General features: G+C 65.9%; 14 protein-coding genes and 1 pseudogene. 6 read left to right on the plus strand and 9 right to left on the minus strand.

Features of this window, described 5'->3' with window-relative positions:
* Positions 1-14: 14 nt before the first annotated feature.
* From urtA to P8934_RS10830, 4 genes are all read right to left on the minus strand, one after another.
* The gene (gene urtA, locus P8934_RS10815; RefSeq protein WP_278031033.1) at positions 15-1337 is read right to left on the minus strand and encodes an urea ABC transporter substrate-binding protein; all 1323 of its coding nucleotides are present in this window, start codon (positions 1335-1337) and stop codon (positions 15-17) included.
* A gap of 322 nt (positions 1338-1659) precedes the next feature.
* Complete coding sequence (locus tag P8934_RS10820; RefSeq protein ID WP_278031034.1) at positions 1660-3186, minus strand: tripartite tricarboxylate transporter permease; 1527 nt, start codon at positions 3184-3186, stop codon at positions 1660-1662.
* Positions 3186-3638, minus strand: coding sequence for a tripartite tricarboxylate transporter TctB family protein (locus P8934_RS10825; protein WP_278034026.1), 453 nt, complete (start codon positions 3636-3638; stop codon positions 3186-3188). Before P8934_RS10825 ends, P8934_RS10820 begins: the two co-directional genes overlap by 1 nt.
* Positions 3638-4624: a tripartite tricarboxylate transporter substrate-binding protein gene (locus P8934_RS10830; protein WP_278031035.1), complete on the minus strand. Its 987-nt coding sequence runs from the start codon at positions 4622-4624 to the stop codon at positions 3638-3640. Before P8934_RS10830 ends, P8934_RS10825 begins: the two co-directional genes overlap by 1 nt.
* A 209-nt stretch (positions 4625-4833) precedes the next feature.
* On the opposite strand from P8934_RS10830, the gene P8934_RS10835 reads away from it, so the two are divergent.
* The 4 genes from P8934_RS10835 to P8934_RS10850 are packed head-to-tail and all read left to right on the plus strand — an operon-like array spanning position 4834 to position 8547.
* Positions 4834-5439, plus strand: a complete 606-nt coding sequence (locus P8934_RS10835) for a helix-turn-helix domain-containing protein (protein ID WP_278031036.1) — start codon at positions 4834-4836, stop codon at positions 5437-5439.
* Positions 5436-6098, plus strand: a complete 663-nt coding sequence (locus P8934_RS10840) for a response regulator transcription factor (protein WP_278031037.1) — start codon at positions 5436-5438, stop codon at positions 6096-6098. Before P8934_RS10835 ends, P8934_RS10840 begins: the two co-directional genes overlap by 4 nt.
* Positions 6095-7468, plus strand: a complete 1374-nt coding sequence (locus tag P8934_RS10845; protein ID WP_278031038.1) for a sensor histidine kinase — start codon at positions 6095-6097, stop codon at positions 7466-7468. The genes P8934_RS10840 and P8934_RS10845 overlap by 4 nt, the downstream gene beginning before the upstream one ends.
* Positions 7465-8547: an ABC transporter substrate-binding protein gene (locus tag P8934_RS10850; protein ID WP_278031039.1), complete on the plus strand. Its 1083-nt coding sequence runs from the start codon at positions 7465-7467 to the stop codon at positions 8545-8547. The genes P8934_RS10845 and P8934_RS10850 overlap by 4 nt, the downstream gene beginning before the upstream one ends.
* A gap of 37 nt (positions 8548-8584) precedes the next feature.
* Here the strand turns inward: P8934_RS10850 and P8934_RS10855 are convergent, their stop codons facing one another.
* The 5 genes from P8934_RS10855 to P8934_RS10875 form a co-directional block, all read right to left on the minus strand.
* Positions 8585-8971: a septal ring lytic transglycosylase RlpA family protein gene (locus P8934_RS10855; protein ID WP_278031040.1), complete on the minus strand. Its 387-nt coding sequence runs from the start codon at positions 8969-8971 to the stop codon at positions 8585-8587.
* A 49-nt stretch (positions 8972-9020) separates the two neighbouring features.
* Positions 9021-9902: a uroporphyrinogen-III C-methyltransferase gene (gene cobA / locus P8934_RS10860; RefSeq protein WP_278031041.1), complete on the minus strand. Its 882-nt coding sequence runs from the start codon at positions 9900-9902 to the stop codon at positions 9021-9023.
* A gap of 191 nt (positions 9903-10093) precedes the next feature.
* Positions 10094-11554 (minus strand): sodium-dependent transporter, encoded by a 1461-nt coding sequence (locus P8934_RS10865; protein ID WP_278031042.1) that lies wholly within the window; start codon positions 11552-11554, stop codon positions 10094-10096.
* 163 nt (positions 11555-11717) lie between these two features.
* Positions 11718-12818 carry a 4-hydroxyphenylpyruvate dioxygenase gene (hppD, locus tag P8934_RS10870; protein WP_278031043.1) on the minus strand — a complete coding sequence of 367 codons (1101 nt, stop codon included), beginning with the start codon at positions 12816-12818 and terminating at the stop codon, positions 11718-11720.
* A gap of 308 nt (positions 12819-13126) precedes the next feature.
* Entirely contained in the window at positions 13127-13432 is a 306-nt protein-coding gene (locus tag P8934_RS10875; RefSeq protein WP_278031044.1) for an MTH1187 family thiamine-binding protein, read from the minus strand.
* A gap of 147 nt (positions 13433-13579) precedes the next feature.
* On the opposite strand from P8934_RS10875, the gene cfa reads away from it, so the two are divergent.
* Both cfa and P8934_RS10885 read left to right on the plus strand, forming a co-directional pair.
* Positions 13580-14731, plus strand: coding sequence for a cyclopropane fatty acyl phospholipid synthase (cfa, locus tag P8934_RS10880; protein WP_278031045.1), 1152 nt, complete (start codon positions 13580-13582; stop codon positions 14729-14731).
* Between the two features lie 50 nt (positions 14732-14781).
* Positions 14782-14985 (plus strand): annotated as a pseudogene (locus tag P8934_RS10885) (class I SAM-dependent methyltransferase); the annotation flags it as partial.
* Positions 14986-14994: the final 9 nt, after the last annotated feature.

The raw sequence follows: 14994 nt of genomic DNA on the forward strand, positions 1-14994 counted from the left end.
GTGGCAGACCGGTCTTATTCTTCTGCGGCGGCCTCTTCCTGGGCCTCGCTCCCCCCGCAGCTACCCTTCACGACGTTGTAGTTGCCGCACTCCATGGGCTTGCGCCAATCGCTGATCAGGTCCCTGGAGCCCTCCAGATAGTCGGACCAGGCGTCACCGGCCACCGTCGAGGGGGTCTCCCAGACGATGGAGAACTGCCCGTTGTCCTGGATCTCGCCGATCAGCACCGGCTTGGTGATGTGGTGGTTGGGCATCATCGCCGCATAGCCACCGGAGAGGTTGGGTACGCTGACACCGATGATCGCGTCCTTGACCGCGTCGACCTCGGTGGTGCCGGCCTTGCGCACTGCCTCGGTCCACATGTTGAAGCCGATGTAGTGGGCCTCCATGGGATCGTTGGTCACCGCCATCTCGTCGCCGGTGTATTCGATCCAGGCGTCGATGAAGTCATAGTTGGCATCGGTGTCGACGCTCATGAAGTAGTTCCAGGCCGCCAGATGCCCGACCAGCGGCGCCGTGTCGATGCCGGTCAGCTCCTGCTCGCCCACCGAGAAGGCCACCACCGGGATATCGGCCGCATCGATGCCCTGGTTGCCGAGCTCTCGGTAGAAGGGCACGTTGGCGTCGCCGTTGATCGTCGAGACCACGGCGGTCTTCTTGCCCTCGCTACCGAAGGCCTTGATCTCGGAGACGATGTTCTGCCAATCGGAGTGACCGAAGGGCGTGTAATTGACCATGATGTCGGCGTCGGCGACACCGAAGGACTTGAGATAGGCCTCGAGAATCTTGTTGGTAGTACGCGGATAGACGTAATCGGTACCAGCCAGCACCCAGCGTTCCACGCCGACGTTGTTCATCAGGTAGTCGACCGCGGGGATCGCCTGCTGGTTGGGAGCTGCCCCGGTATAGAAGACATTCTCGGAAGACTCCTCGCCCTCGTACTGCACCGGATAGAAGAGCAGCCCGTTGAGTTCCTCGACCACCGGCAGCACCGACTTGCGCGATACCGAGGTCCAGTTGCCGAAGATGACGTCGACCTCCTCCTGGGCCAGCAGCTCGCGCGCCTTCTCGGCAAACAGCGGCCAGTCCGAGGCCGGGTCCACCACCACGGCCTCGAGTTCACGTCCGAGCAGGCCGCCATCGGCATTCTGCTGTTCGATCAGCATCTCGACGGTGTCCTTGAGCACTGTCTCGCTGATGGCCATGGTGCCGGAGAGGGAGTGGAGGATGCCCACCTTGATGGGATCTTCCTGGGCCAGGGCGGGTGTGGCGACGGCCGCGCTGAGCAGCGGTACGGCCAGCCAGCGGGGGGTACGGTACAGGGATGACGGGATCATGGAATCTCCTTGCGTTCGATGTTGTTGTCGACGAGCCCCGCGAGGATGGCCATCGCGGGATGTCTCCCACCGCTGTCGCAAGGGATGTGCCATATCGGCACGATGCCGGTTTTTCTCCCTTTATTCAGCCAATTGGGTTATCGACTCCGAGTCATGACGCCCATGGCAAGGCCATATCCTGGTGCAAGGGGCACACCGCCCTGCCCCGGGATCGCCCGTGCCTCTGGTGCAACGCACCGTCATGATGCAGGAACGTATCCACACGAAACGGGGGCGCCGGCTCGGCCGGCGCCCCCGCTGGGCAGTCATTGGCAAGCAGGGTTCAGTCGCCCTCGGGACCGCCCGTCCCGGTGGTGACCCGCATCCGGCGACGCAGGATCGGACCCACGATATAGGGCAGGATCAGGCCCAGGCCGGCGAACACCCACAGGCCGATGGCCAGGCCGCTGTCCCAGAGGATGGTCCACTCCCCGTCGGAGATGTCCATGGCGTGGCGCAGGTTCTTCTCCATCTCCGGGCCCAGCAGCAGGCCGAGGATGATCGGCACCAGCGGGATCTCCAGCTTGCGGAAGATGTACCCCGCCACGCCGAAGGCCACCATGAAGTAGAGATCGAAGGTGGTGTTGCTGATCGAGTAGATGCCCACGAAGGCGATCATCGTCACCACCGGCAGCAGGTACATCGGCGGCACCGACAGCAGCTTGACGAAGATACCCACCAGCGGGATGTTCAGGATCAGCAGCAGGAAGTTGCCGATCAGCAGCGCCGCGATCACGCCCCAGACGATGTCGGCATTCTGGGTGAACATCAGCGGCCCAGGGGTGATGTTGAGCGAGATCAACAGCGCCAGCAGCACCGCGGTGGTGCCGCTGCCCGGCACGCCCAGCGTCAGCATGGGCACCAGGGCCCCGCTGGAGGCACCGTTGTTGCCGGCCTCGGGTCCCGCCACACCGCGCGGGTCACCCTGACCGAAATAGCCCTTCTTGCCCACGACCTTCTTTTCCAGGGTGTAGCCAATGAAGCTGCCCAGCGACGCCCCCGCACCCGGGAGCACCCCGGCGATGAAGCCCAGCACCCCGCCCCGCAGGCTTGACGGCAGGATGTTGCGGATGTCGGCCCATTTCAGGGTGAGCTTGTTGACCGCCATCTTCTCCTTGCCACCCCCGGCCTTCTCCTCGATGAAGAACAGCAGTTCGGAGATGGCGAACAGGCCGACGATGGTGATAATGAAGTCCACGCCCTCGTAGAGTTCCAGGGTGCCGAAGGTATAGCGCTGCACCCCGGTGTTGTCGATGCCCACCGTGGCGATCATCAAGCCGATGGCCGCCGCAACGACGGTCTTCATGGGGTTCTTGCCGGTAATCCCGCCCAGGGTGGCGAAGGCCAGCAGGAAGAGCGCGAAATACTCGGCCGGCCCGAAGGTCAGCGCGAAGTCGGCGAGCAAGGGCGCCAGCAGGATCAGCCCGATGGTGGCGACCAGGCTACCGATAAAGGAGGCCACGGCGGAGATCGCCAGCGCCTCGGAGGCCTTGCCCTGCTGGGCCATGGGATAGCCATCCAGGCAGGTCATCATCGCCGGCTCGTCACCGGGGATATTGAGCAGGATCGAGGAGATCCGCCCGCCATACATGGCCCCGGCATAGACCGAGGTCAGCATGATCATCGCGGTTTCCGGGGCGAGCCCGAGGGTGAAGGCCAGCGGAATCAGAATCGCCACGCCGTTGGCCGGGCCGAGCCCCGGCAAGGCGCCGATCAGGGTGCCCAGAAAGGCCCCGATTAGCGCAAACATCAGGTTGTGCGGCGCCAGAGCGACGCCAAACCCATCGATCAAGAAGCCAAGGGTTTCCATCAGCTCACCTCCAGGAACGAGAGCAGACCCAGCGGCAACGACAGGTCGAGAGCGAAGTTGAACACCAGGAACACCACCACGCCGGATGCCGCACCGGTGATGAAGGCCCGGACCGGCGTGCTACCCATGCGCCAACACAAGGTGCCCACGGCCAGGGTCGTGCTAATGATGAAGCCGAGCGGTTGCAGTAGCGCGGCGTACAGGATCAGCACCACCACCGCGACGATCAGCTCGACGCCGGTGCGACTCCAGGGCCAGGCATTATCGGGATCGGGGCGCACGATCATGTAGAGGCTGGAAAGGGCCAGCACGACCGCCAGCAGGCGTGGGAAGGTTTCGGGGCCGACAGCCTCGGCCCCGCCGAAGGGTTCATTGAACTGAGTGGTGCCCCAGCCGTACGCGACGGCCAGGACAATCATCAGTATCCCGAAGATGCGATCGTTGGAGACCATCACTGAATCAACCCGATGTCCTTGGAGAGCTGTTCGATGTCGTCGATCTGGTCCTTGACGAAGGTCTCGAACTCACCCGCGCTCATGTGGAAGGGCATCAGGCCGTTCTGCTGCATGACGTTCTTCCACTCCTCGCTTTCGTAGATGGTGTCCATGGCGTCGATCCAGTACTGCTTGGCGTCGTCGGAGATATCGGCCGGCATGTAGAAGCCGCGCCAGTTAGGGCCGACCGCATCGATGCCCTGCTCCCTGGCGGTGGGGAGATCGTTGTAATCGCCAGGCAGGCGCTCTTCGGAAAGCACGGCCAGCACCTTGAGGTCACCGGACTCCATGAAGCCCTGGGCCTCGGTGATATCGCCGGTGAAGGCATCGACATGGCCGCCGATCACCTGGGTCAGTGCCTCGCCGCCGTTGTTATACGACAGGTAGGGAATTCGCGGCAGGTTCTCGACATCGGCCGCCTGAGCGGCGATCAGCACCTTGAGGTGGTCCCAGCCACCCTTGGCGCTGCCTCCGGCGAACTTGACGCTGCGCGGATCCTCCTTGAGGGCGTCCATCAACGCAGGCAGGTCGTCGTATTCAGAGTCCACGGACACGGCGATCACGCCGTAGTCGGCCCCCAGGGCGCCAATCCAGTTGACCATGTCAGCGTTCATGTCGGGGAACTGGCCCTGGGCCAGTCGGGTCGTGGTCGCCGTGGAGGCTGCCACCAGCAACTGCTCGTCGCCGGCACGCTTACTGACGGTATGGGCATAGGCCACGCCACCGCCAGCACCGGCCATGTTGATGGTCTGCACGCTGCGCGGGACGATATCCAGATCTTCCATCACCTTGCCCACGCTGCGGCAAGTGAAGTCCCAGCCGCCGCCGGGATCCGCAGGTGCCAGGCATTCCACCTTGCCTTCTGGCTCGAAGGCCATGGCGGTACTGGCACTGGCAGTGAAGGCAGCAATAGCGATGAGTTTTAGCGGCGTTCTCGTGGACATTGTTGTTGTCCTCCTGGTCGGACTATGACGGAAAGTGGACTTGCGGAACCTGTCGGGCTTCCTTACAATTCTGTAAGGCAGAACATCGTTCCTCAGGATGGAAAGTTAGGCCTGGCATCGAGGGGCGTCAACGCTTGTCGCCTTGATTGCGACCAAAGTTCAACGCTCCCTTGCGTCAACACAACGTAATCAGGAGGCATGTCCCTTCGATGGCACAGGACCGCGTGGAGGCCGTGGAACGGGCACTGACGGTGCTCGAGGCATTCGACTCCCCCCAGGAGCACTTCACCCTGGCCGAGCTGGCCCAGGCCACCGGCTATTACAAGAGCACCCTGTTGCGGCTGCTGGGGTCGCTCACCCGCTTCGACTATGTGCAGCGCGACGAGCGTGGCCGCTGGCACCTCGGCCATGCCCCGGTACGCCTGGCACGGCGTCACCTCCCCGGTCGACACCTGGCGACCCGGATCCAGCCCCTGCTCGTCCGCCTCTCGGCCGATAGCGGCGAGACCGCCGCCCTGCTCGAGGGAGAGGACGGCATGGTGGAGTGCCGCCTCGTCGCCCTTCCCGAGGCTTCCCTGCGCCATGACCTGCGCCCGGGAGACCGCTGGGCAGCGGCGGCGGAGGATGATCCTCGCCCGCTGCTGCCCGGCGGCGTGATGGTGTGCCAGCCATTGCCGGGGGATGCCATCGAGCCCCCCATGTGGCTCGCCCTGTCGGGCCCCGCCGGACGCCTGGACCCGCAGCGGGGGCATCGCCTCCTGGCCGATGCCATGGCGTCGCTGGCGGCCGGCACGCACCGGGAGACAGGGCCATGACCGTGCTGCTGGTAGAGGATGATGCCCTGCTGGCCGAGACCCTGGTCGACACCCTCGGTCTCGAGGGCCACGACGTCTGCCACCTCGCCGATGGAGAGGCAGCACGGACACGCCTCTCGGTGCCGGGGCATGGTGTCGAGCTGGTGTTGCTCGACCTGAACTTGCCGGGATGCAATGGCCTGGCGGTCCTCGAGGCGCTGCGGTGCCACGACCGGGACACCCCGGTGCTGATCCTGACCGCCCGAGGCGCCGTGGAGGATCGCGTGCAGGGCCTCGACCTCGGCGCGGACGACTACCTGGCCAAGCCCTTTGCCCTGGATGAACTCGAGGCCAGGGTCCGCGCCCTGCTGCGGCGCCGCAGTCCGCACCCACAGCTCAGGGTCGGTGCCCTCACGCTCGACACCCGGCACCAGCGCTTCACGCTCGACGATGCGCCGCTCGCCCTCCCGCCCCGTGAGCAGCGCCTGCTCTCTTGCCTGATGCATCATGCCGGCGAGCCGGTGGACAAGGCGCGGCTCGCCGAGGAGGCCTTCCAGGGCGACGCCGTGGGCGACAACGCCATCGAGGTCTATGTGCACCGCCTGCGCAAGCGACTCGGTGGCAGCGGCGTGGCCCTGCGAACGGTGCGCGGCCTGGGCTACCTGCTGGAGGTCGAGTGAAGCGGGGCGACAGCCTCTATCGGCGCCTGCTGGGATGGCTGCTGCTTCCCCTGCTGGTGCTGGGCAGCCTGATCCTGATTCAGGCGTGGGTGGACGCGCAGCGCACGGCCGACCGCGCCTTCGACCGGCTGCTCGAGGCCGCCTCCCTGGCCATCGCCGAACAGGTGCAGTGGCAGGATGACCGGCTCTGGCTCGACCTGCCGCCGGCGGCCCTGGAGATGCTGGCGACCGATGCCGAGGAGCGGGTCTTCTACAGCCTGGTGGACGGCCAGGGTCGCCTGATCACCGGCAATGCGGCGCTCCCTGGGGATCCGCGGCAGGGCCCCGGGGATGCGGACACCCTGCTCTATCGCGATATCGACTGGCAGGGTCTGTCGCTTCGCCTGGGGATACGTCGTACTCGCCTCGAGGAGTGGCGCGTGCGTGAGCCCTTCGAGGTGCGCGTCGCCCATAGCGGCGAGGGCCGGGATGCCCTGGCCGCCAGGCTGTGGCGGGCCAACCTGGCGATGATCCTGGCCATGGCGGCGCTGGCGACGGTGGGGTTGCTGCTGTCGATCCGGGCCGCGTTGACGCCGTTGACCCGCCTGCGCCGAGCGATCCGCGCCCGCGACCCGCGTACCCTCTCGCCCCTGGAGCTCTCCCTGCCGCGGGAACTCGCCGAGCTTCGTGATACCGTCAACGAACTGCTCGCCAGGATGCGCCGGGTGCGCGCCAATCAGGAACGCTTCATCGGCGATGCCTCGCACCAGCTGCGCACGCCGCTGGCGGGCCTGTCGGCCCGTGCCGAGCTCGCCCTGCGCCAGGACGATCCGGCGCGCTGGAGGGAGGCCCTGGTCGCCATGCAGGCCACCAGCGCGCGCACCGCCAGGCTGGCGGTGCAGCTGCTCTCGTTGACCCGGCTGGCCAATCCCGAGTACCGCCCGGAGCTGGTCCCCCTGGAACTCAACGCCATCGCCCGCCAGGCCGTTCGCGACCACTGGGCGTCCTGCCACCGTCAGGGGGTCGACCTGGGGGTGGAAACCGCCGGGGACGAGGTCTGGGTCCGGGGTATCGACTGGCTGCTCGCCGAGGCCATCGGCAACCTGATCGACAATGCCTGTCGCTATGGCGGGCAACGGGTCACGGTGCGGGTCAAGGACGAACCATCCCGCCTGGTCGTGGAGGACGACGGCCCCGGGATCCCCCCGCAGAGACGGCTGCTGATGCTGCGCCCCTTCCACCGCGATCGCGAGGACGTGGAAGGATCCGGTCTGGGACTGGCGATCGTCGATGGTATCGCACGAACCCACGGCGCACGCCTGCAGCTATCGTCCGGCCATGACGGCCGTGGACTGAGCGTGGTACTGCGATTTCCGGGAGACACCCCATGAATCGTCTGGGTCGACTTGCCTGTCGCTGGCTGCTGCTACTCGGCCTGGTCGGCTCCCCCGCCGGTGCCGACGAGACCCTGCACTTCCCTGCCACCCCCGGCAGCGCGCCCGGGGCATCGCTGGTGGTCCATGGCGCCCTGGACCTGCCCCAGATGCGCCCGCTGCTGGCGGGCTTTCATCGCGAGCATCCCGACCTGGAGGTGCGTTACCGCAACCTGACCACCCTGGCGCTGCACGAGCGTTTCCTGGCCCGGCCGGACGAGGCCGATGTGCTGCTCTCCTCGGCCATGCCCTGGCAGTACCGGCTGGCCAACGAGGGACATGCCCGCGCCCTGGAGAGCCCCGCCGCGCGGCGCTGGCCAGCCTGGGCACGCTGGCGTCAAGAGCTCTTCGCCTTCACCTTCGAGCCCATCGTCATGGTCGTGAACGAGGCGGTCATCGAGCGCTTCGGGGAGGTGGGTAGCCATGCCGACCTGCTTGCCCTGCTCGAGCGTCATGCCGAGGCCCTGCGGGGCCGGGTGGTGACCTATGACCCGGCGACCAGTGGCGCGGGCTATACCTATGCCATCGAGGAGTCGCGGCTCTCGCCTCGCTACTGGGACCTGGTGGCGGCACTGGGCCAGGCAGACACGGCGCTTGCGGATACCACCGGGGAGATGCTGGAGGGGCTGATCGAGGGACGCTATCTGGTCGGCTACAACCTGCTGGGCAGCTATGCGCGCGAGCGGCTGGCCGACCAGCCGCAGCTGAGGATCGTGGTGCCCGAGGACTATGCCCTGGTGACCCAGCGCCTCGCCCTGATCCCGCGCCAGGCGCCCCATCCCGCGGCGGCGGCGCGCTTTCTCGACTACCTCATCGGCGAGACGGGACAGGCGCTCCTCGCCCGTGAGACCCCCCTGGGCGCCATCCATCCCGCTGTCGAGGGGCCGGGCACGGCCACGTCACTGCGCCAGGCAAGGGGCGAAGCACTGCGGCCGATCACCCTGGGTCCCGGTCTGCTGGCCACCCTGGACGACCTCAAGCGCGAGGCGCTGCTGACCCGCTGGCAGCGCGAGTTCTCGCGCAGGGGAGCACGCTGACCGATGCGCCGATGGGACATCGCTCGCCAGGGTCAGCTCACTGCACGTAGGAGATTTCCACCGGCACGGTACCGCGCTTCAGCATGCCGAGCGCCTTGGCGGCGCGCTTGGAGAGATCGATGATGCGCCCCTTGGCATAGGGGCCCCGGTCGTTGATCAGCACCTCGACCTCGCGGCCGTTGTCCTCGCGGGTCACCACCACCTTGGTCCCGAACGGCAGGGTCGGATGGGCCGCCGTGAGGGCCTGCTGGTCGAAGGGCTCGCCGCTGGCCGTGGTCCGGCCCTGGAAGCGGTCGCTGTAGTAGGACGCGACGCCCTGCTGGGTCTCTGCCGTCTTCTCGTGGGCCTGCCCCTTGCCGGCGCAGCCGGTCATCAGCAGACCCGCCAGGCAGCAGGTCAGAATCAGGCGGGATCGTATCCCCATGCTGTCACCTCATGACTTACCGTGTTGCGCCGAACCTCGCATCCAGCGATCAGGCGCCATGATCGGTTGTTGACGGCGCAGGGTGCTTGCCCTGCAGCCAACCCGAACTCGTGGCTCGGTCCCGGTCGAACCAGGCCAGCCGGTCGTGCAATGTCACGACACTGCCGACGATAATCAGGGTCGGCGGTCGGATAGTAACCACTTCGCCTGCCGGCGGCAACTTCTGCAGTGTTCCGATATGTACCCGCTGGCGTCCCGTGGTGCCCTGCTCGATCAGGGCCACTGGGGTCTCGGGCGGCAGGCCATGACGCTGAAGCTGCTCGCCGATCAGTGCCAGGCTGCCCAGCCCCATGTAGAAGACCAGTGTCTGGCCGGGACCGGCCAGCGTCGGCCAGTCCAGGTCGCTGCTGCCATTGCGAAGGTGCCCGGTGACGAAACGCACCGACTGGGCATGATCGCGATGGGTCAGCGGGATGCCAGCATAGGCGGCACACCCCGAGGCCGCGGTGATGCCGGGGATCACCTCCACCTCGATGCCGGCCGCCACCAGCGTCTCGAGCTCCTCGCCGCCGCGGCCGAAGATGAAGGGGTCGCCGCCCTTGAGCCGGACCACCCGCTTGCCGGCATGAGCCCAGTCGACCAGGGCCTGGTTGATGCCATCCTGGGGCACGCTGTGTCGCGAGCGCTCCTTGCCGACGTAGAACCGGGATGCCTGCGGCGCCGCCAGGGCGAGGATCTCGTCGCTGACCAGTCGATCATGCAGGATCACCTCGGCGGCCTGCAGGCGGCGCAGCGCCTTGATCGTCAGCAGCTCCGGATCACCGGGACCGGCACCCACCAGGCTGACGCCCCCGGAGGGAAAGGCCGAGCCGGTCGGCAACCTGACGCCCGGGTCGAGCGGCTCGCCATCGTGTCGGTGACCGACCTGCATATTCCAATATCCCCAGTAAAAAAAATATTATCTATGCATTATGGTAATTAAAAGGTCCGCCACATGCCACTATCCCCTCGGCACAAGCCTATAACCGCGTATCCGCCAATTGTCAGGCCCGGCGGCCGCGCCAACGACGTCGCCCCCGCTGGGCGGGGGCGACGAGGGCTCATCTCAACGTTGCGACGGGCTCAGGGGCAGAGCATGCGGCGCAGGCGCGGGCTGGTCAGCTCGCCGACCAGGGTGATCACCACCAGGACCGCCAGCAGCCAGGGCCAGTGCAGCGCGAACTCCACCCGGGTGATCCCCAGGGCATCGACGAAGATCACCAGGATGCCCAGCGGACTCACGTAGCGGACCATGAACAGCCAGAGCGCATGCCAGCCGGCAGAGAGCCCGAGCTCCTCGCGGAAGGTCTCGCTCTTGAGCACGAAGCCAGCGAGCAGCACCATGCCCAGACCGCCCAGCGGCATCATCCAGCGCGCGGTCAGGTAGTCCAGCCAGTCGAAGAAGTGCTTGCCGGCCAGGGTCCAGTCGGCCCCGACATTGAACGACAGCATTGCCAGGGTGCTGACCAGCCACAGCACGATACCGGTGCCCCAGGACGCCGCACGCCGCGAGAGGCCCTTGTTGTCGGTGAGCCATGAGACCGTGGCCTCGACCATCGAGATCGACGAGGTCAGCGCCGCCATGGAGAGCATCACGAAGAACAGGATGCCGAACAGGGTGCCCAGCGGCATGGCCTGGAAGGCCAGCGGCAGGCTCATGAAGATCAGCCCCGGCCCGCTGCTCGGGCTCATGCCGTTGGCGAAGATCACCGGGAAGATCGCCAGTCCCGCCATCAGCGCCACCAGGGTGTCGGCCAGGGCCACGGAGAGCGTGGTGCGGGCGATGGAGGCTCGCGCCGGCAGGTAGCTGCCATAGGTGAGGATGGCCCCGGAGGCCAGCGACAGGGTGAAGAAGGCATGCCCCAGGGCGGCCAGCATGCCCTCGCTGGATAGGCTGCCGGCATCGAACGAGAACAGGAAGCGAACCGCCTCGCCGAAGCCGCCGGAGAAGACCCCGTAGCCGATCAGGATCAGCAGCATCACCACCATGCCGGGCATCATCCAGCTGACGCTCTTCTCGATGCCGGCCTGGACACCCTTGCCGACGATCACCATGGTGGCCACCGTGACCAGGGTACTCCAGAACCCCAGGTTCAGGGGACTGGCATTGTTGGCGCCGAAGATCGCCGCCATCTCCTCGACGCTGGATCCGGCCAGGCCACCACTCAGCATCTTCCACAGGTAGGAGAAGGACCAGCCGGCCACCACCACATAGAACGACAGGATCAGGAAGCCACACAGCATGGCCATCCAGCCCAGCAGTGACCAGGCCGAACCGCGACCTGACTCGCCGACCACCCGACGGATGGCGTCGATGGGGCTGCCGCGGCCGCGGCGCCCGAGGGCGATCTCGGTCATCATCACCGGTACCCCCACGGCCAGGATGCAGGCCAGGTAGACCAGCACGAAGGCGCCGCCACCGAATTCGCCGGTGATATAGGGGAATTTCCAGATGTTGCCCAGGCCCACCGCGGAGCCGGTCGCCGCCAGGATGAAGCCCCAGCGGCCAAGCCACTGGGTTCGGGGTTGTGGAGTCGTTGTCATATCACACCAGGGGTCACGGACGTTGTTGTTCCGACACGGCGAGGCGTCGCCACAAGGGCGACATTGTGACGGATTTTATCGTGATTGGGCAGACGGGCGGTCGATCATGCTGTCTTTTACCGTTCCCGCCTGCCGCGCACTCAGCGCAGGTTCATGCCTAGGGTCAATCCGCCTTGAGCACACCGCGACGGATCTGGTCTTCCTCGATGGATTCGAACAGGGCCTTGAAGTTGCCCTCGCCGAAGCCGTCGTTGCCCTTGCGCTGGATGATCTCGAAGAAGATCGGCCCGATCACCGTCTCGGTGAAGATCTGCAGCAGCACGCCTTGGTCAGGACCGCCATCGACCAGCAGGCTCAGCTCGCGCAGGTCCTCGACTCTCTCCTGATGATTGGGCACACGCTCGTCGACCTTCTCGTAGTAGGTGTCCGGGGTGGACAGGAAGGTGACACCATTGGCCTTGAGGGCCCGCACCGTGGCATAGATGTCATCGGTGGCCATGGCCAGGTGCTGGATGCCCTCGCCATTGTACTCGCGCAGGAATTCGGCGATCTGCGAGGTGTCGTCGGCGGACTCGTTGATCGGGATATGCATCTTGCCGCAGGGCGCGGTCATGGCGCGGGAGTGGAGCCCGGTCATCTTGCCTTCGATGTCGAAGTAGCGGTTCTCGCGGAAGTTGGCGATCCGGGTATAGAAGTCGGCCCAGACATCCATCTGACCGCGATCGACGTTGTGCGTCAGGTGGTCGAGGACCTGCAGGCCAACGCTGTTGTCCTGCGGCGACCGCCCGGGGATCGCTTCGAAGTCGATGTCGTAGATGGTCCGGCCTTGACCGTCGAGCTTGTGGTCGACGAAGTAGAGTAACGACCCGCCGATGCCCTTCACGGCGGGGATGCCCACCTCGCCTTCCGCCACGGGGTTCTCGACCGGCTCCGCGCCATGGTCCACGGCATGCTGGAAGGCCTGGCGCGCATCGGCCACCTTCCAGGCCATGGCGCAGGCACTGGGCCCGTGGACCCTGGCGAACTCGGCGGCATGGCTGCCCGGCTCGGCATTGAGGACGAAGTTCACGCCCTCCTGCTGGAACAGCGTGACCTGCTTTGAGCGGTGGCGCCGGGTCTCGGTGAACCCCATGCGAAGGAACAGGGCGCGAAGCGCCTCGATGCCGTCGGCGGTGGGTGCGGTGTACTCGACGAACTCGAAGCCGTTGGTACCGATGGGGTTGTCTCGGTCAAGGATTTCGGGGGTATGGGCGGGAGCGTTCATGCATCCTCCAGGGGCTGTTGTTGTGGATCTAGGTGTGACTCGCGGTGAAACGGTCTTCGACCCGTGGCGGACCTTGCAAGGCCGCCGGCGGCGCTCGATGACGTACAGCCTAGTGCCTCGGCCCTTCCACCGGAACGTGCCAACCTCGCCCCTGATGCCCCATTAAGAGGAGCCCTCTCCCCTGCCCCGTAACGAATTCCTTACAGCCGCCGCAGCCCCATCACTCGCGGCCCCGGCATGGCGAAAATCCCTGACAGGGTGTAACGAAGAGTTTACAGACAGAGTGCCGCAGCAGTGTCAAGTGGAGGTCACTGCCTGCCCAGCAGGGTCTCGACGCTCGCCACCTTGTCGTCCATGTGCTGGTCGCGATCGGTACGGGTCCCGAGCTTGAGCGTGCTGGTGATGCGCGGCGCCCCCATCTCGTGCACGACCTCGTGACAGCGCTTGACCACTGCCATCACCTCGTCCCATGGCCCCTCGATGTTAGTGCCGTAGGCATGCATGCGGTGCTCGAGACCGGACGCCTGGATGACGCGCTGGCATGCCGCGATATGCGGAGAGACCGACACCCCGACACCCAAGGGCACTACACAGAGATCGATGATCACGTTCATGGCTCTAGCTCTCCTCAATTCGTGAAGTCGTTGAAATACACGACCTCAGGATGCTGGTCTATGCTGGTTTTCAAAAGTGCCACTGACGTAGAGCCGTGCCCAGCGCGTTCGCCAGCCTGACATCCATCACCGGATCCGGAGGACTCCATGACCAGCGAACCCCGCATCGGTCCCATCGCCCTGCCCGATACTCGGGCCCGCCGGGTCATCGAGCAGCTCCTCGATGGCTCGGGCGTCACGCTCAACGGGGATGCGCCCCAGGATATCCGCGTACTGCATCCCGACTTCTTCTCTCGAGTACTGCACAAGGGGACCCTGGGGCTCGGCGAGTCCTACATGGATGGCTGGTGGGAATGTGATCGCATCGACGAGCTGGCCTGCCGGCTGCTGCTGAACGGACTCGGCGAGCATGCCCGCACGACCACCGAGCGCCTCAAGTACCGCCTGCAGGCCGGCTTTCTCAACCTGCAGAGCAAGGCCCGCGCCTACATGGTGGGCGAGGCCCACTACGACCTGGGCAATGACCTCTTCGAGCGCATGCTCGACCCCACCATGTGCTACTCCTGCGGCTACTGGAAGTCGGCCGAAGACCTGCACCAGGCCCAGCGGGCCAAGCTGGAACTGGCCTGTCGCAAGCTCGACCTCAAGCCGGGCATGAAGGTCCTCGATATCGGCTGTGGCTGGGGCAGCTTCGCCGAACATGCCGCCCGCCATCACGACGTCGAGGTCACCGGCATCACCATCTCCCGGGAACAGGCCGCCCTGGCCAGGGAACGCTGCGCCGAGTTGCCTGTGGAGATCCTGCTGCAGGACTACCGCGATCTGGATGGGCTCTATGACCGCATCGTCTCCATCGGCATGTTCGAGCACGTGGGGCACCGCAACTACAGCACCTACTTCGAGACGGTGAGGCGCCTGATGCCGGCCGATGGCCTCTTCCTGCTGCATACCATCGGCTCCAACCGGTCCGATGTGAGCGCCGACCCCTGGTTCAACAAGTACATCTTCCCCAATGGCGTCCTGCCCTCGGCCATGCATATCGCCAAGGCCAGCGAAGATCACCTGATGATGGAGGACTGGCAGAACTTCGGCCCCGACTACGACCACACCCTGATGGCGTGGCTGGCGAATTTCGACGCCCACTGGCACGAGATCGCTCATCACTACAACGAGCGCACCCGGCGCATGTTCCGCTACTATCTCGCGGTGTGCGCCGGCGCCTTCCGGGCGCGCCATATGCAACTCTGGCAAGTCGTCTTCTCTCGCGGACGCCAGGGGCGCTACGACGCCCCGCGATGACCCGCCAGTCCGATGGAGGACTGGCGCTTACATGAACCTCGGTCGGCCCCGACTACGACCACACCCTGATGGCGTGGCTGGCGAATTTCGACGCCCACTGGCACGAGATCGCTCATCACTACAACGAGCGCACCCGGCGCATGTTCCGCTACTATCTCGCGATCTGCGCCGGGGCCTTCCGCGCCCGCCACCTGCAGCTCTGGCAGGTCGTCTTCTCCCGCGGACGCCCGGGACGCTACGACGCGCCGCGGTGAGCCTTCGGA

It is taken from the genome of Halomonas sp. CKK8 (genome assembly GCF_029625235.1).
GTDB classification, from domain to species: domain Bacteria; phylum Pseudomonadota; class Gammaproteobacteria; order Pseudomonadales; family Halomonadaceae; genus Halomonas; species Halomonas ventosae.

Bases quoted from the DNA above. Each gene is read 5' to 3' on its own strand.
- urtA (WP_278031033.1), bottom strand. From the start codon at position 1,337: ATGATCCCGTCATCCCTGTACCGTACCCCCCGCTGGCTGGCCGTACCG.
- P8934_RS10820 (WP_278031034.1), bottom strand. From the start codon at position 3,186: ATGGAAACCCTTGGCTTCTTGATCGATGGGTTTGGCGTCGCTCTGGCG.
- P8934_RS10825 (WP_278034026.1), bottom strand. From the start codon at position 3,638: ATGGTCTCCAACGATCGCATCTTCGGGATACTGATGATTGTCCTGGCC.
- P8934_RS10830 (WP_278031035.1), bottom strand. From the start codon at position 4,624: ATGTCCACGAGAACGCCGCTAAAACTCATCGCTATTGCTGCCTTCACT.
- P8934_RS10835 (WP_278031036.1), top strand. From the start codon at position 4,834: ATGGCACAGGACCGCGTGGAGGCCGTGGAACGGGCACTGACGGTGCTC.
- P8934_RS10840 (WP_278031037.1), top strand. From the start codon at position 5,436: ATGACCGTGCTGCTGGTAGAGGATGATGCCCTGCTGGCCGAGACCCTG.
- P8934_RS10850 (WP_278031039.1), top strand. From the start codon at position 7,465: ATGAATCGTCTGGGTCGACTTGCCTGTCGCTGGCTGCTGCTACTCGGC.
- P8934_RS10855 (WP_278031040.1), bottom strand. From the start codon at position 8,971: ATGGGGATACGATCCCGCCTGATTCTGACCTGCTGCCTGGCGGGTCTG.
- cobA (WP_278031041.1), bottom strand. From the start codon at position 9,902: ATGCAGGTCGGTCACCGACACGATGGCGAGCCGCTCGACCCGGGCGTC.
- P8934_RS10865 (WP_278031042.1), bottom strand. From the start codon at position 11,554: ATGACAACGACTCCACAACCCCGAACCCAGTGGCTTGGCCGCTGGGGC.
- hppD (WP_278031043.1), bottom strand. From the start codon at position 12,818: ATGAACGCTCCCGCCCATACCCCCGAAATCCTTGACCGAGACAACCCC.
- P8934_RS10875 (WP_278031044.1), bottom strand. From the start codon at position 13,432: ATGAACGTGATCATCGATCTCTGTGTAGTGCCCTTGGGTGTCGGGGTG.
- cfa (WP_278031045.1), top strand. From the start codon at position 13,580: ATGACCAGCGAACCCCGCATCGGTCCCATCGCCCTGCCCGATACTCGG.